General features: G+C 37.0%; 13 protein-coding genes. 5 read left to right on the top strand and 8 right to left on the bottom strand.

Annotated elements, in window-relative coordinates; genetic code table 11:
• Positions 1-230: 230 nt before the first annotated feature.
• On the top strand, positions 231-2,339 hold the full coding sequence (gene recG / locus ACFIJJ_RS02805; RefSeq protein WP_375622399.1) for an ATP-dependent DNA helicase RecG: 2,109 nt from the start codon (positions 231-233) through the stop codon (positions 2,337-2,339).
• A gap of 391 nt (positions 2,340-2,730) precedes the next feature.
• Here the strand turns inward: recG and glmS are convergent, their stop codons facing one another.
• The 5 genes from glmS to ACFIJJ_RS02780 all read right to left on the bottom strand — a co-directional run bounded on the left by glmS (position 2,731) and on the right by ACFIJJ_RS02780 (position 8,291).
• Positions 2,731-4,554: a glutamine--fructose-6-phosphate transaminase (isomerizing) gene (glmS, locus tag ACFIJJ_RS02800; protein ID WP_375622398.1), complete on the bottom strand. Its 1,824-nt coding sequence runs from the start codon at positions 4,552-4,554 to the stop codon at positions 2,731-2,733.
• Positions 4,555-4,727: 173 nt separating this feature from the next.
• Positions 4,728-6,092: a bifunctional UDP-N-acetylglucosamine diphosphorylase/glucosamine-1-phosphate N-acetyltransferase GlmU gene (glmU, locus tag ACFIJJ_RS02795; protein WP_375622397.1), complete on the bottom strand. Its 1,365-nt coding sequence runs from the start codon at positions 6,090-6,092 to the stop codon at positions 4,728-4,730.
• A gap of 14 nt (positions 6,093-6,106) precedes the next feature.
• A complete protein-coding gene (locus ACFIJJ_RS02790) occupies positions 6,107-6,895 on the bottom strand; it encodes a cytochrome c biogenesis CcdA family protein (RefSeq protein ID WP_375622469.1) in 789 nt (262 codons plus the stop codon).
• 43 nt (positions 6,896-6,938) lie between these two features.
• The gene (locus ACFIJJ_RS02785; protein WP_375645843.1) at positions 6,939-7,928 is read right to left on the bottom strand and encodes a carboxypeptidase regulatory-like domain-containing protein; all 990 of its coding nucleotides are present in this window, start codon (positions 7,926-7,928) and stop codon (positions 6,939-6,941) included.
• Between the two features lie 39 nt (positions 7,929-7,967).
• A complete protein-coding gene (locus ACFIJJ_RS02780; protein WP_273791197.1) occupies positions 7,968-8,291 on the bottom strand; it encodes an iron-sulfur cluster assembly accessory protein in 324 nt (107 codons plus the stop codon).
• Between the two features lie 108 nt (positions 8,292-8,399).
• On the opposite strand from ACFIJJ_RS02780, the gene ACFIJJ_RS02775 reads away from it, so the two are divergent.
• The 3 genes from ACFIJJ_RS02775 to ACFIJJ_RS02765 all read left to right on the top strand — a co-directional run bounded on the left by ACFIJJ_RS02775 (position 8,400) and on the right by ACFIJJ_RS02765 (position 14,058).
• Positions 8,400-9,602 carry a deoxyguanosinetriphosphate triphosphohydrolase gene (locus tag ACFIJJ_RS02775; protein WP_375622395.1) on the top strand — a complete coding sequence of 401 codons (1,203 nt, stop codon included), beginning with the start codon at positions 8,400-8,402 and terminating at the stop codon, positions 9,600-9,602.
• Between the two features lie 30 nt (positions 9,603-9,632).
• A complete protein-coding gene (gene argS / locus ACFIJJ_RS02770; RefSeq protein ID WP_375645841.1) occupies positions 9,633-11,390 on the top strand; it encodes an arginine--tRNA ligase in 1,758 nt (585 codons plus the stop codon).
• Between the two features lie 151 nt (positions 11,391-11,541).
• The gene (locus ACFIJJ_RS02765; protein ID WP_375645840.1) at positions 11,542-14,058 is read left to right on the top strand and encodes an SPOR domain-containing protein; all 2,517 of its coding nucleotides are present in this window, start codon (positions 11,542-11,544) and stop codon (positions 14,056-14,058) included.
• Positions 14,059-14,238: 180 nt separating this feature from the next.
• Here ACFIJJ_RS02765 and ACFIJJ_RS02760 read toward each other — a convergent pair whose 3' ends face one another.
• Complete coding sequence (locus tag ACFIJJ_RS02760; protein ID WP_375622392.1) at positions 14,239-14,514, bottom strand: hypothetical protein; 276 nt, start codon at positions 14,512-14,514, stop codon at positions 14,239-14,241.
• A 279-nt stretch (positions 14,515-14,793) separates the two neighbouring features.
• Between ACFIJJ_RS02760 and ACFIJJ_RS02755 the strand changes: the two genes are divergently transcribed.
• A complete protein-coding gene (locus tag ACFIJJ_RS02755) occupies positions 14,794-15,900 on the top strand; it encodes a branched-chain amino acid aminotransferase (RefSeq protein ID WP_375645839.1) in 1,107 nt (368 codons plus the stop codon).
• Positions 15,901-16,005: 105 nt separating this feature from the next.
• Here the strand turns inward: ACFIJJ_RS02755 and glpX are convergent, their stop codons facing one another.
• Together glpX and ACFIJJ_RS02745 are read right to left on the bottom strand one after the other, a co-directional pair.
• Positions 16,006-16,992: a class II fructose-bisphosphatase gene (glpX, locus tag ACFIJJ_RS02750; RefSeq protein WP_375645838.1), complete on the bottom strand. Its 987-nt coding sequence runs from the start codon at positions 16,990-16,992 to the stop codon at positions 16,006-16,008.
• A gap of 141 nt (positions 16,993-17,133) precedes the next feature.
• A complete protein-coding gene (locus ACFIJJ_RS02745) occupies positions 17,134-18,450 on the bottom strand; it encodes a homoserine dehydrogenase (RefSeq protein WP_375622389.1) in 1,317 nt (438 codons plus the stop codon).
• Positions 18,451-19,685: the final 1,235 nt, after the last annotated feature.

The following is a 19,685-nucleotide window of genomic DNA, read 5'->3' as shown; positions in this document are numbered from 1 at the left end:
CAAGAAAATGCCTCTATTCACAGCAAATAAACACCTAAAATAAAAAGAAAAACAATATACCACATCTAAGCACTTTAATTTTTGATCATTTAATTGTATTTTTCTTTAAATATTAATTTCTCTTCCTAAAGTTCAATGTGTAAATAAAGCAACCTCCTCTTTATGACTTTATCCCCAAAAAGCTCTTCTAAAGGTCTAGAAAAAATAAAAAGAGCAGGTTAAATTTTCTCATGCCTCCAAGTCTACTTACCCCTCTTTTTCATTCTCTTCGAACCCTTTCTGGTATTACACCTAAAATCTATGGCTTACTGACCAAACTCTTAAATGTTAATCCCACACAACGCGAAGCAACCCTTATTGACCTTCTTCAATTAATGCCCCATTCCGTTATAGACCGCAGAATGCGTCCCAACATTGCTTGTGCAAAAGAAGGAGATACTGTTACGCTTGAAATTATTATTGATCAACATCAACCACCCCCACGTGGTCATAACCGAATTCCCTATCGTGTTATTGCCCATGATCAAACAGGAAAAATAAATTTAGTCTTTTTTCACGCTCAACCTCTTTGGCTAAAAAAACAACTCCCCGAAGGAAAAAAAGTCATTATATCAGGAAAAGTTGAATGGTTTAATGGACAGCTTTCAATGGCGCATCCAGACTATATTGCCCCAAGCGAACAATCAAATCAGATACCTCTCATCGAACCTGTCTATCCCTCTACTGCAGGACTAACTGTAAAAATACTAAGACGCGCCATACAAAACGCTCTTGATTTTGTTCCTCTCCTCCCAGAATGGATAGATGAAAATGTAAAAAAGCAGCAAAATTTTCCTTCTTTTTCTGTTGCTTTACGCCGTATCCATGCGCCCATTAACCCCGATGATCTATCCTTAGAAAGTACAGCACGTAAGCGCCTTGCCTATGATGAATTGCTCGCTTGTCAATTGGCGCTGGGACTCGTGCGTTTGAAAACTAAATCTCTCGTTGGCACTTCTCGACCAGCAACAGGAATTTATACTAACAAATTGCTCAATATCCTCCCCTTTCAACTCACAACCGGACAAAAAAAAGCAGTAGAAGATATCGCAAATGATCTTGCTTCACCAGAACCGATGCTAAGACTACTCCAAGGTGATGTAGGCGCAGGAAAAACTGTCGTTGCATTAATGGCAATGGCACAAATTGCTGAAAATTCAGGACAATCAGCTTTAATGGCACCAACCGAAGTGCTTGCCAGGCAACATTTTGCTACTATTGCCCCTCTTGCCGAAAAAATCGGATTACAAACAACGCTTTTAACAGGACGAGAAAAAGGAAAATTGCGGACAAATATCTTAAATGATATTCTGTCAGGTCAAGTTTCTATTGTCATCGGAACCCATGCTCTCATACAAAACAGCGTTACTTATAATAATCTCGCTTTAACCATTATCGATGAACAACACCGTTTTGGTGTTCATCAACGTATCGCTCTTACAGAAAAAGGCAATAAAGCTGATATGCTGGTTATGACCGCCACGCCCATTCCGCGCACACTTGTCTTAACAGCTTTTGGTGATATGGATGTCTCTAAAATTACCGAAAAACCAATGGGACGACAACCCATTACAACAGCAACGCTTTCTTTGAAACGTCTTGATGAACTTATAGAGAGAATCACAATTGCATTAGAAAAAGGAGAAAAGCTCTATTGGATTTGTCCTTTAGTGGAGGAATCGACAGCTCTTGATCTCACTTCAATTGAAAACCGCTTTGCATTTCTCCATGAGCGCTTTGGAGCACACGTTGGTATGATCCATGGAAAAATGTCTACAGCAGAAAAAGAAGCCGCTATGGCATCTTTTAAATGTGGAAATACACGTATTTTAGTTGCAACCACCGTCATTGAAGTGGGAGTAGATATTCCAGATGCTTCGATCATTATCATCGAACACGCGGAACATTTTGGTCTTTCTCAATTGCACCAATTACGTGGACGTGTAGGACGAGGCGATAAAAAATCTTCCTGCATTTTGCTCTATAAAGATCCACTGACTAAAACAGCAGCAACACGCCTTAATATTATACGCAATACAGAAGATGGTTTTGAAATCGCTGAAGAAGATTGGCGCCTACGAGGCGAAGGAGAACTTTTAGGTACAAAACAATCCGGAGTCCCTGAATTTCATATAGCAAACCTTGCAGTTCATAGCGATCTTTTGTCAATGGCAAGAAAAGATGCTCGTTTATTTTTACAACGCGATCCTTATCTTTCTTCTGAGCAAGGACAAGCTTTACGCTTGCTCCTTTATCTTTTCGGACACAACGATGCTACACGCCTCTTACGAGCAGGATAACAAAGACCCTCTAATAAAAAACTTAAATACCTCTCTGTTCAAATATGATTTTCTCTCTTAGAATTACCCATAAATGATCTATGCAGTCTCTTACCATTTTTATGTTTCATGAACGAATAACAAATCAACAGCACTATCTTCTCTTTCAATCTGAATTATTCTTTGCATTAAAACAGTAGAAGCAATATTGCGTCTTTTTTACCATTATGTTCACATAGCTGATCCATTTTTTGATAGATAAGAAGATATTTTTTATTTTATCGTAAAGGATTGAGAAAGAAAAGACCTGTCTCCGGTATTCGCGATCAACAGAGAAAAATGGAAAATAAGCTATCATTATAAATCAATTTCTTACACTTGATTATTCTCCAAAAGATTCAGAAATATACTTTTATTCAACCGTGACTGATTTTGCTAAATTACGGGGTTGATCAACATCTGTTCCTAATAAAACAGCCGTATGATAAGCGATTAACTGAATGGGTAAAGCATAAATAATAGGAGAAATAAATTCTGGAACATCTGGTAAAGTGATCGTTGATAAAGTCTTAAGACAAGCTACTTCTGCTCCTTTTTTATCGGTTATTAAAATAATACGACCATTGCGCGCTACCACTTCTTGCATATTAGAAAAAGTTTTTTCAAACCACCGATCATAAGGTGCAACAACAATAACGGGTATTGTCTCATCTACCAACGCAATTGGCCCATGCTTCAACTCACCCGCCGCATAACCTTCAGCATGAATATAAGAAAGCTCTTTCAATTTAAGGGCTCCCTCCAAAGCAATTGGATAAGAAGTTCCACGTCCCAGATAAAGAACACTTTTTGCATTCACCAAATCACGACAAATAGATTCAATTTTTCCTTCTAATTTTAAGACCTCATTTAAAATACGGGGAACTTCTGCCAACTGTTGAACCAATTGTTGTTCCATTTGAACTGTAAGATAACCACGTTGTTTAGCAGCACTAAGAGCGAGTGAAGCAAGCGTTGCCAATTGACAGGTAAAAGCTTTTGTTGAAGCAACACCAATTTCTGGTCCCGCAAGTGTTGGGAGAATAAAATCAGCCTCCCTTGCCATTGTTGATTGTTCAACATTCACAATTGTTGCTGTTTTTATACCCCGTTCACGACAATAACGCAAAGAAGCCAATGTATCCGCTGTTTCACCAGATTGAGAAACAAACAGCGATAACGCATCAGACGTTATAGGAGGTTCACGATAACGAAATTCCGAAGCAACATCATTATCAACACTTAAAGCAGCAAATTTCTCAAACCAATAGCGCGCAACTAAGGTTGAATAATATGCCGTTCCACAACTCGCAAAAAGGAGCCGATTAATATTTTTCCAATCAATCAAATTCTCAAGCGGTCGAACCGCATAATTTCCAAGGTCAAGATAATGAGCCAAATTATGAGAAATTACTTCAGGTTGTTCAAACATTTCCTTGTGCATAAAATGACGATGATTACCCTTAGAAATCAATAAAGCCCCTTCAAGTAATGTCGTCACAGGACGTTTTACCGGTTGGTTGTTAGCATCATAAATTGTGACACCTTCCCGTGTGAGAACAGCCCAATCCCCATCTTCCATATAGCTAATATAATCAACAAATGGTGCCAAAGCAATGGCATCTGACCCCACAAAAAATTCATCTTTTCCATAACCAATTGCCAGAGGTGGACCAGAACAAGCCGCAATCATAAGGTTATCTTCACCTTCGAAAATAAGAGCAAGAGCAAAAGCCCCCTGCAACCTTTTCCAACTAGTACACATGGCTTCTTGCGGAGAAAGACCATCTTTTAATGCACGCGTTATTAAATGTGCAATAACTTCCGTATCCGTTTCTGTTTCAAAGATATAACCATCCTCTATGAGTTCCTTTTGCAATTCTACAAAATTTTCAATAATACCATTATGAACAACCGCAAGCTTTTCAGTCACATGGGGATGCGCATTGCGTTCAACAGCAATTCCATGCGTAGCCCAACGGGTATGACCAATCCCTAAACTTCCCTCCAGAGGTGTTTTTTTTAATTTTTCTTCTAAATGAACAAGCTTCCCCTCAGCACGCATACGATAAAGATGTCCATTATGGACCGTTGCCACCCCAGATGAATCATATCCTCTATATTCAAGACGCTTTAACCCCTCAACCAAAGAGGACGTAACGCACCTCTTTCCAAGAATTCCAATAATTCCACACATTAAAAAGCTCCAACTCACATCTTAAGATTTAAATCTTATAAAACAATCCAACAGCCTTTATTTAAAACTATAAATAATAAAAATAATTCAAACATGGAGTACGGCAATCTTTAAGAATAAACCTCCCATCCATCGTTAAATCAGCACTAAACAAAGAAATAGACTGAAAAAGATCATTTTTTCTGTTTGTTTTCTGACAAGTTTTTCTTTAACAAACGCTCTCGAAATTGTGTCGCATAGCCCTCTTTTATAACCTGTCGTGCACGCCCAAAAGCCATACTGTTCATAGGAATATTTTCAGTAATAACACTTCCTGAAGCAACATAAGAGCCATCCCCTATTACCAATGGGGAAACAAGTGCCGTATTAGAGCCAACAAAAGCATGATCACCAATCATGGTTTTATATTTGTTAAATCCATCATAATTGCAAGTAATCGTACCGGCTCCAATATTGGTATGTGCACCAATTTCAGCATCACCAATATAACTCAAATGATTGATTTTAGAAGATTCTCCTACCTTAGCTTGTTTGACTTCACAAAAATTTCCAATCTTTACGGACTTCGCCAACTCTGTTCCAGGACGCAAACGTGCATAGGGACCAATTTGTGCATCCGTCCCAACTACAGCACCTTCTAGATAACTAAATGCGTGAACAACAGCACCAGAGTGTATTTTTACGCCTAATCCAAAATAAACATTTGGTTCTATCACCACACCTGGTTCAATTTCTGTATCATAAGAAAAATAGACTGTTTCTGGTTTTAAAATTGTAACACCTGATAACATTAAATTGTGTGCTTTACGTTTCTGCCATAAAGAATCAGCCTGAGAAAGCTCAAAACAGTTATTAATTCCTACAATATCTTCAAAAGGAACTTCAACAACACGCATATCTAATCCTTTGCGTGTTGCAAGAGAAGCAATCTCTGTTAAGTAATATTCTTTTTTCACATTGTTATTACCAACCTTCTCTAAAAGAGAAAGTGCGTGTTTTCCGCGCATAGCGAGTATTCCACCGTTACAAAAAGAAATCTTTTTTTCTTCATCGCTAGCGTCTTTTTCTTCTACAATTGCAATCAATTGACCATTTTTCTCGAGAAGACGCCCATAACCTGTTGGATTTTGGGTATGAAAACCTGCAAAAACAACATCTGCTCCATCAGCAAGCTGTGCACGCATTTGGTGCAATGAATCTTGCTGAATGAGAGGAGTATCACCAAAAACAATAAGAACATCATCCACTCCCTTTTGCAAAGCTAAACGAGCAGACAAAACAGCATGGGCTGTTCCTAAACGCTCTTTTTGTTCAAAAATCATTACATCTTTTACAAATGACTGAACAACGTGCGTAACCTCCTTAGCACCACATCCCACAACAACTGCTAATTGTGAAGAGCCTGCCAATTCTATTTGTTTTAGAACATGGCATATAAGAGGCAATCCAGCAATTTTATGAAGTACCTTAGGCAGAGACGATTTCATGCGCGTCCCCTCACCTGCGGCAAGAACAATAGAAAGACAACTTCTAACCATAAAAACACATAAGACTAACGAGAAAATCCAAAAAAATTCATAATATCGTGCCAACGAATATCTTCAATATAACTCAACGAAGGATAATGTTCTAAAAGCCAAAATGAAAGATCCTGCATAGAACCTGTTAAAAACAAAATCCCTGTAAGAATAAGAAAAACACCAATAATTTTTTCAACTTTTCCTAAATGAATACGAAAAGCGCCTAAAAATCGCATAAAACTGCTCGAAAATAAAGCTGCCAACATAAAAGGAATAGCAAGACCTAATGCATAAACTGCTAAGAGAACAGCTCCTTCACCTACAGTTTCTTTTGTTCCAGCAAGCGTTATAATAGGACCTAAAATGGGACCAATACAAGGTGTCCAGCCAAAGGCAAAAGCTAAACCTATAATATACGCGCCTAAAGGACCAGCAGGTGTTTTTTTGGTCTGAAAACGCGCCTCACGAAATAAAAAAGCGATCTTGAAAATCCCCAAAAAGTTTAAACCAAAAATAATAATGACAATTCCAGCAGCAAGAGCAAACCAATCACGATAATAACCGATGAATTGACCAATTGTGCTAGCACTGGCACCTAAAGCAACAAAAACAGTCGTAAACCCAAGAACAAAAGCAATAACAGAAGACAATAAAGCCCACCTTATAAAGACTTTCTCAGCAGGCTTTTCTGAACGAAAATCATCAATACCAATTCCTGCCATATAGCACAAATAAGGAGGAACTAACGGCAAAACGCATGGTGACAAAAAAGAGAGAGCCCCAGCAAAAAACACACCAACTGTTGAAATTTCAATCAAAATTCATACCCCGTCTTTCATCATAGTTTACCCCCATGAACAAAGATCAATCCACATCTTCATCAACTCGTTGCATATTTTCTTCATTCGCTACCACACTTATATCTTCATCATGACCAGAAACGACTGAAAAAACTTTTTGATAGATTTTATCTTTATTTTTAGCAATTGCAATATACTCTCCCTCTGCTAACACAAGTGAAACATACGCACCAACTGTTTCATAAACGATATCACCAGAATCATTGGCAAGAGACCAACTTGTATCTGCAAGCGCTTCTCCTCCTTCTTGTCGTACCAGCTTTAAGACAATCTGAGCGGCCTGATGTTCAAGAGTAATTTCTGTTATTTTACCAGCATCCACCTGAATATCCGAACGAGCGGTCGCATTAATAGAACCATAATGGGAAGCAACATGGTAGCGGCCAGCTTTTAAACGCACAACTGAGTGGGGTTTAACATTTGATATAATCACTCCCGTATCATCATTTTCTTTTTCATCCTCATAGATAGTAAAACGGAGTTCTTTTTCATTCATTATACCATTGAGCAGTGTTGCATTTAAAATGACACCACCAGCCTCAAGATTAAAGTTTTTTACAAGACTCTGCCCATTTTCTAAACGAATATGGCGCACAGCACTCATATGACCAAATGAGACATGAACAAGATAATTTCCTGGTTCGAGATCAAAACGTGCACTTCCCCCCTTATAGGTTGCCACTAATGGTAATTTATTATCAATCCCTAGAATAGGGGCATAAACCCGCCAGACAAGCCCTTTTTCAATATCCGGATGACTCTTTGTTAATCGAGCCTTCAAAATGAGTTGTGTTTGAGAGGCTAAGTTTTCGTTTTCCTGCTCTTGAGTCTTGACAATAAAACTCCTTGATTGTCCCTGCTGCTGATCTTGCCCTTCTCCTGCTTCAGAAAAAGCACAGTGGCTCCAAGTCAATAAAGCAAGTACCACGCACAACCATACACATCGGTGCACTATTTTTATAAGAATACCCATTTTTGCATTGTTGATCAACATGATCTTTTTTTCAAGAAACAATATCACACAGCCATCATTTTAAATTGAGAAACTTACACCACAACCACATGATGAAACAGCATTGGGATTGTGGATTTGAAAAGACTGTCCCATAAGATCATCAACAAAATCAATCTCAGCTCCTTCCATGAAAGGAAGTGATAGTAAATCAATAAACACAACTGCCCCGTCTTTTTTGAGAACGAGGTCATCTTCACACATTTCAGAAACCAAGTCATATTTATAAGAAAAACCAGAACACCCACCACCTTCAACAGAAATACGTAAGGCTATTTTATCGGGTTCACGCAAAAGTATCTGTGCAATTTTTTTAGCAGCAACATCTGAAATTTTCACATTCATTTTATATATCCTTGCATTAAACCATCAAGAAAGAGTATCCCACACTTACAGAGCAGTTTATTTGTCATAAACCACTCTCAATTTTAAGATGATAATGGACAGCTTGCAATGGATATAGGAAATATCAACTTCAATTACCAATCTCGCGCAGTATACAGTGCTCATCCACAAACAAGCCGTGGTCGGTTATACTATGAAACAATGAGCACTACACGCTCACCTTTTCAACGAGATAGAGATCGTATTATCCATTCTAATGCATTTCGACGTCTTAAACATAAAACACAAGTGTTTATTGCTGATGAAAGCGATCATTACCGTACTCGTCTAACCCATTCCATAGAGGTTTCTCAAATTGCAAGAACATTAGCCCGTGCCCTGTGTCTTGATGAAGACCTTGCCGAAGCCATTGCCCTTGTTCACGACTTTGGACACACACCCTTTGGCCATGCTGGAGAAGATGCTCTTAATGAAGCCATGGTACATTATGGCGGCTTTGATCATAATGCACAAGCATTACGCATTGTCACAAAATTAGAACAGCGCTATGCAAATTTTGATGGACTTAACCTTACATGGGAAACCCTCGAAGGACTTGTAAAGCATAATGGTCCCCTTTTAGGTCCTCACGCAAAGAATAAGGAGGTTCCTATCGATATTTTACAATACAATGCAAAGCAAGACCTTGCACTCGATTGTTTTGCAGGGCTAGAAGCGCAATGTGCTGCTATTGCAGATGATATCGCATACAATGCGCATGATATTGATGATGGTCTACGTTCGCAATTTTTAACACTCGATCAATTTGAACATGTTCCACTAACAGCAGCAATATTAAAAGATATAACAGATGAGCATCCCCACCTCGACCAAGCGCGTCGCGGTTACACACTTGTACGAAGACAAATAACAACCATGGTTGAAGATGTTATCAAACAATCACAAGAAAATTTAGCACGCATCAAACCAACCAGTATAAACGATATTCACCAAGCAAAACAAACCATTGTCACCTTTTCACCGACAATGACCGTTTATGAAAAAGAACTAAAAAACTTTTTATTTAAAAATCTTTACTACCATGAACAAGTTCTTAGTCGTCGCAATGCAGCAAAATGCATTGTACAAAAATTATTCAATTGTTATTATGAAAATCCAAATACAATGCCTGAAAGTTGGCAGAGCAAAACAGTGCACTTAAAAAATCAAGAATTAGCACGTTTGATTGCTGACTTTCTTTCAGGCATGACGGATCACTACGCTCTACGTGAATATCAGCGTTTATTTGACCATACAGATAATTTCGTTTAATGGCTTTTGGCATCATCATGGAAGCTAAATATGAATATCTTTAAAAACTTCGAAAAAAAAATTAAAAGATCAATTGAATTATCTGATATAAAAGGAAAAAATGGAGAAGATCTAGATTTATCAAAAATCACTGTTGATCCTCCGCGTGATTCCTCCCATGGTCATTTATCAACCAATGCTGCTATGGTGCTTGCAAAATCTATTGGGCTCAATCCCCGTGCACTTGCCGATAAAATCATAGAACTTCTTAAAAATGATTCCTCTATCGAAAATATAGATGTTGCCGGTCCTGGTTTTATAAATATAAAGCTTACAAAATTATTTTGGCAAAATGCTATAAAGTCCATGCTTGAATTAGGCACTTCTTATGGTCGTATTCCAATGGGACAAGGAAAACGCGTCAATGTTGAATATGTCTCAGCAAATCCGACAGGACCAATGCATGTAGGACACTGCCGTGGAGCGGTTGTTGGGGATGTTCTCTCCAATTTGCTGCAGTTTACGGGCTATAACATTACAAAAGAATATTATATCAATGATGCTGGTCGACAAATCGAAGTCCTCGCCCACTCTGTACTATTGCGCTATCGTGAGGCTCTTGGGCAAAAAATTAATGAAATTCCAGAAGGACTCTATCCTGGAGAATACTTGATACCATTGGGTCAATCGCTTGCTCAAGAGTTTGGTGACCAACTCCTCACGATGGATAAAGATGAAGCCTTATCTCTTGTGAAAGAACGTGCAATTCATGCAATGATGTCCATGATTCGCGAAGATTTGGCTGCTCTTAATATTTATCATGATATCTTTTTCTCTGAGCGAATGCTTTATGCAGATAATGCACGCGCCATTCGTAACACCATCAACGACCTCACTTTAAATGGTTATATCTACAAAGGAAAACTCCCCCCTCCCAAGGGACAAAATATAGAAGACTGGGAACCAAACGAACAAACTTTATTCCGTTCAACAAATGTCGGTGATGACCAAGACCGTGTTTTAGTCAAATCTGACGGTTCTTACACTTATTTTGCTGCTGATGTTGCTTATTTTAGGGATAAATTTAATCGTCATTTTGATGAAATGATTTATATTCTAGGCGCAGACCATGCTGGCTATGTAAAGCGGCTAGAGGCAATGGCAAAAGCAATTTCTGGGGATAAAGCTAAATTAAGCGTCTTCTTGTGTCAATTGGTAAAACTTTTTCGCAACGGTCATCCTGTACGCATGTCAAAAAGAGCAGGATCTTTTGTCACGCTACGCGATGTTGTCGAGGAAGTTGGTCGTGATCCTGTACGTTTTATGATGCTATACCGTAAGTGTGAAGCGCCTCTTGATTTTGACTTTGCAAAAGTAACAGAACAATCAAAAGATAACCCCATCTTTTACGTACAATATGCAAGTGCACGTTGTCACTCAGTCTTTCGTCAAGCACAAGAAGCGCTTCATATTAAAAGCTTTTCAAATGATACATTGATTGCCCATCTTCATCGATTAACAGATGACCATGAAATATTGTTAATACGCAAACTTTCTGAATATCCACGTATCATTGAACAGGCCGTAGTTCATAAGGAACCGCATCGATTAGCGTTTTATCTTTATGACCTTGCTTCCAGCTTTCACACCCATTGGAATAAAGGGAGTGAAAATCTCAATTTACGCTTTATTCAACCTGATGATAAAGAATTATCCTTTGCAAGATTGGGATTGATACAAGCTGTTATCAATACTTTATCATCAGGGCTTACCATCATAGGAGTCGAAGCCCCCATAGAAATGCGTTGAAAAAGTTCTATAAATACATACAATAGGTACTCTATTGGTAAACTTTTTCATGTATCCTTGCATGAGAGGGGGAAAATTTATAATTTTAATATAACAAATCAAAATCAACCATTTATTGCACGTAAGTGCAAACCATCATGTGAGAAAAGCTATGAGCGATAACGATCGCAAAAATCTACACGAAACAAAACACGATCATGAACACCATGATCCTTTAGAAAGGCTTACGCGCATTTTTAATCCGCACAAACAAAGCGGAAACCAAAATGAGCAATCTTCTTTAAAAACAGATCGATCAACATCTCACCCTGAAACATCGCCCCATGATAATGATTTTGATTTGTCCTTTCTAGAAGAGGAACTTGAAAATAATTTAGCACATGACTTACCGTTCAATGATCAAAAAAAACAATGGGACTTGCATGCAATCAGCAACGCAACAGCCTCAGATATTGCACAAGCTGCTTCTTTCAACCATTCAAAACGAAATAATTTATCTAAAGAGAAATATTCTTCACCTAGCAGCCATGATGAAGAACAAATTTTAGATGCACTTTCTCCATTACCAATCCCAAAGAATCAATCACCTCAACAGAAAACAACAGCAACCAGTGCTAATCCTTTTCTTGAAAAAAGTAATCTTATGTCACAATCAGAATCAGAAAATTTCTTTTTTGATAAATCTGAAAGGCGCGAAAATAAGAGAGAGATGCCTGAAGATGTTGAACGAACCAATCGTTTTTCACAAATAAATTCACAACAATCTGAGACTACGAATATACAAAAAACTTATGATGACAATCAAAACTTCTATGACACTCCTATAAACCATCCCTATAAAATTTCAGCTGATCAAGAAAATTTGATTAAAAAAGATTATCCTGATGTCTCCTTTTCTACAGAGGAAAATGAGTTTTTCTCATCTTCTAATCTTGAGTCAGAAAAACAAAACACTGCAAGAAATCAAACAACAAGTACCTTCTCCTCACCTTTAGATTCTCCACCAGTTGATAGACAATCTTATTTAAAGGGGGCTTCACAAGAAGATCATACAACCAATTATCCCCATTTTTTTGAAGAAAACCCCTCACAACAAGAAACTTATAGCGAAAAAGTTCCGATATATAATGAAGCTCAAACCCAACACATCAATAACACTGAAAATATCTCTAACCTAAACAGAGAAATTTCATATAACAAAAATAATTTAGATGAGTTTCTTTCCTCATCAGCCTCCCTCAATACAAAACAAACGGATAGCTTTTTTGCCCATAACTATACGGACAGAGATACTCCTCCTCCCACTGTTGATACTTATAAATTTTCAGAGGAAATCGTAGAAAAAACTGGCCCTATTATGGTTCCAGAAGTCCCGTATGAAGCCCCAGAATATGATGTACCGACTGGTAGTAGTTTAGAAAAAGAATTTGCTGACGTGCTCAATGTAGGAAATGTCCCAACAGACAATTTTTCTCAAAGACAACAGAAAAATGAGTTTTTTAATGAAATTTTTCAACAAACTATGCAAAATTCAAAAGAAGCTGTTCATATAAACTCTAAAGAACAAAATGCCAACTATTTTTCTGCTGCCAATATGGAGTACAATTCTCCCTCTTTTACCGAGAATTCACCATATACAAGCTCAGATGAGGTTTCCACACCTCCATCAGCTCCTCCTCCCTTAAAAAGTTTTATTTTTGGTAAAACTTTCATTAAAGGTTTTTTTATACTTATTTTAATAGGAATTGGGTTTGCTGGTTATTCTCACTTTTTTATGCCATCACAAAAAAATGAAGAAACGGTCATTATCCACGCTGATAATACGCCTTTTAAATTCAAACCAGAAACAACTGACACGAAAAATGATGTTGCACATAATTTAGATATCTATAAACAAACAACTGAACAAAATGAGAAACAAGAAAATACACAACAATTTCTTATTGATAACTCTGAAAAACCTAAAAATTTAGAAAAGTTAAATCCAGAAGAATCTTCAAACTTTTCATCATCCTCTGCAAATGAATCTGATGTTGAAAATGCAGTCACAGAAGCTATCAATCATACTGTTTCCACACGAGAAGTACAAACTGTTATTGTAAATCAAGATGGTACAGTTACACTAGCGCCCGTGCATCAAACAGAGAGCAAAGCTACTGATCAATCTGAAGAAAGCACTGATCAAGATTCTAATGAACTTCAAGATTCGTCCCTTGTTTCGTCGCATGATTCTGATATAAACGATCAAGAAAGAGATCATGATCTCAAAAATAATATTGATAAAATAATCGCAGAAAATAATTCTAGCTCAAATATTGAAGAAAAATTTATTCCTATTCCTTCTCATGCAGAAAGAAATACACAAGTTGAAACGCCTGCCGCGTCTCGCCCCACATCACCAAACAGAGTCGCAGCACAAAATTCAGAAAGTTATTACGTACAACTTGCATCTCAACCAACGCATGAGCTCGCTAGAAATTCGTTAAAAAATATGAAATCTAAATTTGGATTCCTTATCGGGGCCCGTTCTTTAAATATTCAATCCGCTTTTATACCAGGAAAAGGTACTTATTACCGTGTTCGGATTCAAGCGCAAGACCGTAATGAAGCCATAATCCTTTGTGAATCCATTAAAAGTTCTGGTGGAAGCTGCTTCATCACACGCTAAACCAATAATGCAGCGGTTTTAACAACCGTTGCATTATTTATTTCCATACCATTTAATTACTTATCAAAAACTTCAGAAATTAAAATCGTCCAATCTTTTTCGCTTATCTGTTTGCACTGACTTTATTCTTTAATCTACGTCGATTTTCGCCCTATCTAAAAGATTATATTTATGAAAAAATCACTGCGTACCCTTATAGGTATAAGGTACAGAAGGGAGCGAATTTAAATCTTTTTGGGGCGTCGTTACAGTCTGACTTGTTTCTGGAGTATTATAATGCGAAATATGTTCAGGAGATTTCGCAAAAAAAGATCCTAAAAAACCAAAAATAAACCAGATAATAACCATCGCAAGAAGAATAGCAAAAATACCCTTAGCGATTGAAACACGCTGTTCACGATCTTTTCTTTCTTCTGCCATACGTTCTTCAAATGTGTGATAATTTTTATCAATCATAGTGGATTCCTTTTCTCGATTCCCTTACCTTTAAATTTCTAGAAAATATGAAATTATTCAGATACTTATTTTGAGAAAACGATAAATATAGATAAAGGTTCCAGATTACTTCATAAAGTTGAGAAAAAGAGCCCAGAATAGAATCAAAAATATCGACCACTGCCTCTGAAATCTATAATAAAACATTGACACAAAGGTTTTGCTAATAATAGAGTTGTGATCAAAAGATCTCATTATTTTTATTAATAAAAAATAAAACATACTCAAAAGGTTTTTCTTATGAAATCTCCCATATCGTCACTTCCCTTTAAAACCGAAAAACATCCATCACTTCTGTCAGAAGAAAAACGGGAAAAAATTCTAAAAAATCCCGGTTTTGGTCAATTTTTTACAGACCACATGTGTACCATTCAATGGACTAAAGACAAAGGCTGGCATAATGCCATTATTTCTCAATACAAAGCTTTAGAAATTAGCCCTGCAAGTACCGTTTTGCATTACGGACAAGAAATTTTTGAGGGTTTAAAAGCATATCGTGCAAAAGATGGACGCATTTTGCTCTTCCGTCCTGATGCCAATGCACAACGGTTTATAGAATCAGCGAGGCGTTTAGCTATGCCAGCATTACCAAAAGATATTTTTCTAGATGCCGTTCATCAATTAGTCAAAATTGATCAAAAATGGGTCTCCGATCATCCCAATGCTAGCCTCTATATACGTCCATTTATGTTTGGCAATGAGAACTTTTTGGGAGTTCGCCCTTCTCAAGAATATCTTTTTTGTATCATAGCCTCTCCAGTTGAATCCTATTTCAAAGGAGGAGAAAAATCTGTCAGCGTCTGGATTGAAACAGATTATAGTCGAGCCGGTCCAGGAGGGACAGGAGCGGCCAAATGTGGGGGAAACTATGCAGCAAGCTTACTTGCACAAAAAAATGCAACTGAAAACAATTGTAGCCAAGTGCTCTTCCTTGATATGGTTGAACATAAATGGATTGAAGAACTTGGTGGTATGAATGTCTGCTTTATTATGGACAATAATACACTTGTAACCCCCCCACTTAATGGAACGATCCTTCCAGGAATAACACGTCATTCACTCTTAGAATTAGCAAAACAAATGGGATTAAAAATAGAAGAGCGTCCTTATTCTTTTAAATCTCTTCAAGAAGATGCAAAGAGTGGACAACTTAAAGAAGTCTTTGCTTGTGGTACAGCTGCCGTTGTCACATCAATTGGCCGCTTTAGATATAAGGGGGGAGAATTTATTGTCGGAAATGAAACAGTTGGAGAAATTACAAAGCAGCTTCGTACACAATTGGTTGGCCTTCAAAAAGGGAACATAGAAGATAAAAATGGCTGGGTGCATTCTGTGCAGCTCTCATAATAATAAGGGTATTCTCATATCTATAAACGCTTCCATGAAAGCAGATTCATGGAAGCGTATTTCCTAAAAAACTTCCTTTATTTTTAGTGACAAAAAAAGAAAACATTAATCAAATTTTGAATGATCTCTATGCTGTGCTTTAATATTACGAACTGTACCCGTATGGGAACGCATCACGAGAGTTTCCGTTTGAATGTAGCGAGGTGTAAATTTAACACCAGAAAGCATATTGCCATCTGTCACCCCTGTTGCTGAAAACAAAACATCACCTTTTGCCATTTCTTCCATTGTATAAATCTTATTGGGATCACTAATCCCCATTTTAGCAGCACGGGCAATTTTTTCTTCTGTATCAAGCAGCAAACGGCCTTGCATCTGTCCCCCAATGCAACGCAAAGCAGCAGAAGCTAAAACACCTTCAGGGGCTCCACCAATCCCCATATAGATATCAATACCTGTTTCTTCTGGATCAGTTGTATCAATAACAGCAGCCACATCTCCATCACCAATCAAGCGAATTGACGCCCCTGTCGTTCGTACTTCATTAACCAATTTTTCATGACGAGGTCTATCCATAATACAAACAACAATCTGATTAACAGCCACTCCTTTAGCCTTTGCAAGAGCATGGATATTATCGGTAGGACAAGCGTCTATATCGACTACTCCCTTTGGATAACCAGGCCCAATAGCAATTTTATTCATATAAACATCAGGGGCATAAAGGAGATTACCCTTTTCAGCAATTGCAACTACTGCCAAAGAATTGGCAATATTTTTAGCACAAAGTGTTGTTCCCTCTAGTGGATCAAGTGCAATATCGATCGCCAATCCACTTTGAAGACCTACCTTTTCTCCAATATAAAGCATAGGCGCTTCATCCCGCTCACCTTCACCAATCACCACTGTACCATCAATAGGTAATCGATTAAGTTCCTGCCGCATTGCATCTACAGCAGCTTGATCCGCTGCCTTTTCATCGCCACGTCCGCGCCAGCGTGCAGCAGCAACAGCAGCACGCTCAGTGACACGTACCAATTCAAGCGTCAAAATACGATCAAGTCCATTTAAAATCTTCTGAGTTGTGGGCATATGAGAAATCCTACCGAATGAATACCAGAAAAAATATGAGTACTTATTAAGCACTAAGAATAAAGCTTTGGCAAAGATAAAAACTTTTCACAAGAGATAAAAGCACTCAAGCTTGCCTTTTTGTTATTATTAAAAAAGTTATCAATTCTCTGCCATCCGTTCAATACGAATAAATTGAGATTTTGCAATAAGATGTCCATCTTTTTCAATTTCTGCAAGTGCTTGTCGTACATTCACCTCTGTTGTTTCATGCGTAATTAAAATAATTGTTTTTTCAATTTGATCTTCTACAAAAGATCTTTGAACAATCGACTCCAATGAGATGTGATTATCAGCCATATGCCTTGCGACCGCGGCAAAAACACCAGTACGATCATGAACATTTAAACGAATAAAATAACCACCTGCATGATGCGAAATACGTGCTTTTTTGTGAGGAGCAAGTTCTAATGCTGGACGTCTTAAAACAGGTGCATACTGAAAACCAGAACGCGCTTTTGCTATATCAGCCAAATCACCAATAACGGCTGATGCTGTTGCCTTTCCTCCGGCGCCAGGACCCGAAAACAGTAATTCACCTAATAAATCACTTTGAATAGAAAGAGCATTGGTTACACCATTTATCTGTGCAATCATTGAGGATGCTGGTACCATTGTTGGATGAACGCGTTGCTCTATTCCAGAATCCGTTTTTAATGCAACCCCTAAAAGCTTAATCCGATACCCCAATTCATCAGCTGCTCGAATATCAATTTGCGAAATATTATGAATTCCTTCAACATAAACATCATCTAACGAAACAGCTGTTCCAAATGCCAAGCTTGTCAACAAAGCTAATTTATGAGCAGTATCATTTCCCTCAATATCAAAAGTTGGATCTGCTTCAGCATACCCAAGTCTCTGTGCATCTGCTAAACAATCTTTAAATGAAAGACCTTCCGTAAACATGCGTGTTAATATATAATTACATGTTCCATTGAGAATACCATAAATTCGCGATATGCGATTACTGACAAGTGATTCTCTCATCGCTTTGATGACAGGAATTCCCCCTGCAACAGCTGCTTCAAAATGAAGAAAAACACCTTTTTTTTCTGCAATTATAGCCAGCTCTACGCCATGTTGAGCAAGAAGAGCTTTATTGGCTGTTACAACATGATGTCCCGCCTCAAGCGCTCTCTTAACAGCGGTATACACCACATCCAATTCACCACCAATTAACTCTACAAAAACATCAATCTCATCAGAAGCAGCCAACTCCACAGGTGAATCAAACCATTTTATGCCACTGAGATCAATTCCACGATTGCGGCCTTTATCGCGTGCACTAACAGCAACAACTTTGATGAATCGCCCACATTGACAAGCTAAACTATTCGCTTTTTCACATAGAGCTCGAACAACTGAAGTACCAACTGTACCAAGTCCCGCAATACCAACTTTTAAAGCTTCTGCCATTATTAACCACTGATCCCTATCTTCATTGAAAAATCGTTTAAATGATGAGCCAATCAACACAAAGAATATCTATATCCATAAGAACAAAAGAAATATCCCGCTCTATTCAATTTATTTTCTCCAATAGAATTATCCCCGCTTATTCAATCAACATTCCTAAAAATATAATATTTATTGTCTTCAAAGATTTCAGAATCTTTATAAAATATTTAATTCAGAATGAAAATCTGTAAAACTGATAAATGCAAGTTGCCATAAAGAAAAGTTCTAAAAAATAATCAATAACAATTTAAAGAATATTGAAGACTTAGTAAGAAAGAATAAAAATATCTCTTCTAAAACGACAAATATGGAACAAAAAACATTCTTTCATATGATAAATTAAGAGAATGAATAAAATAAAGTAGATCAGTCAATAATAACACATTCCTTCCTACCATTCCATAGCTTAAACTATAAATCTTTAATGCAAAAATCCTCACGTAATCATATATCAAAATAGAACCTTACATTAAAGTAAAATACAAGACTTAATATGCACACACCATAATTCTAAAATATTATAAATATGGAGAATAAATTTGTAAAATTCGAATATTTTATCTCAACTTATTGCCACCTCTTTAAAAAACTAGCGAATTGAAATGAGAAAAAACTCAATCTACCCTTTATCCACGCTAATTCATTTTCAAATCAAGAACCTTCTCAAGATGTAAAAGAACAAATGAGTTTTTTAACCTTAAATTTCTTACAGAAATATAAAAGTAAATATAAAAAAATATTTTTTAATATATTCTATAAAAATTTCTTTAATATTTTCATTTTTAACATACAAATATCTATTTATATTTTGTTAAATATGCAAGCAATCTATGGATTATTCATAAAAAACTTTTTTATGATTGGTATTATGTTTTAATTTTGTAATAAATATTATCTTTCTACTTCATAAATTATACAGTTTTTTCTGTATGATAAGCTCAAATGAGCAATCTTTTGTACAAAGGCTCTTTCAAGCAAGTTAAATAATATTCTCATGTAGCGAGCAAAGATAACAAACGATAACATATGCAAAAAATAAATACATTTAAAATGCTGTTTTGATCATTTTTGCCTACTCCTCAAACTGGAAAAAACAATTCAAACAGGAATCGCTCAAAAATTATTCAATAAAACACACTTTTTTCAAAAAAAATGACACAGAGGGCTTGCGAAGTAAAAAGATCCTCTCTATA

Source organism: Bartonella sp. TT29SHDZB, from assembly GCF_042193395.1.
GTDB lineage: Bacteria > Pseudomonadota > Alphaproteobacteria > Rhizobiales > Rhizobiaceae > Bartonella.
Note: the sequence above shows the minus strand (reverse complement) of the source record. Positions and strands in the feature narration are given on the sequence as shown.

Bases quoted from the DNA above. Each gene is read 5' to 3' on its own strand.
- recG (WP_375622399.1), top strand. From the start codon at position 231: ATGCCTCCAAGTCTACTTACCCCTCTTTTTCATTCTCTTCGAACCCTT.
- glmS (WP_375622398.1), bottom strand. From the start codon at position 4,554: ATGTGTGGAATTATTGGAATTCTTGGAAAGAGGTGCGTTACGTCCTCT.
- glmU (WP_375622397.1), bottom strand. From the start codon at position 6,092: ATGGTTAGAAGTTGTCTTTCTATTGTTCTTGCCGCAGGTGAGGGGACG.
- ACFIJJ_RS02785 (WP_375645843.1), bottom strand. From the start codon at position 7,928: ATGTTGATCAACAATGCAAAAATGGGTATTCTTATAAAAATAGTGCAC.
- ACFIJJ_RS02780 (WP_273791197.1), bottom strand. From the start codon at position 8,291: ATGAATGTGAAAATTTCAGATGTTGCTGCTAAAAAAATTGCACAGATA.
- ACFIJJ_RS02775 (WP_375622395.1), top strand. From the start codon at position 8,400: ATGGATATAGGAAATATCAACTTCAATTACCAATCTCGCGCAGTATAC.
- argS (WP_375645841.1), top strand. From the start codon at position 9,633: ATGAATATCTTTAAAAACTTCGAAAAAAAAATTAAAAGATCAATTGAA.
- ACFIJJ_RS02765 (WP_375645840.1), top strand. From the start codon at position 11,542: ATGAGCGATAACGATCGCAAAAATCTACACGAAACAAAACACGATCAT.
- ACFIJJ_RS02760 (WP_375622392.1), bottom strand. From the start codon at position 14,514: ATGATTGATAAAAATTATCACACATTTGAAGAACGTATGGCAGAAGAA.
- ACFIJJ_RS02755 (WP_375645839.1), top strand. From the start codon at position 14,794: ATGAAATCTCCCATATCGTCACTTCCCTTTAAAACCGAAAAACATCCA.
- glpX (WP_375645838.1), bottom strand. From the start codon at position 16,992: ATGCCCACAACTCAGAAGATTTTAAATGGACTTGATCGTATTTTGACG.
- ACFIJJ_RS02745 (WP_375622389.1), bottom strand. From the start codon at position 18,450: ATGGCAGAAGCTTTAAAAGTTGGTATTGCGGGACTTGGTACAGTTGGT.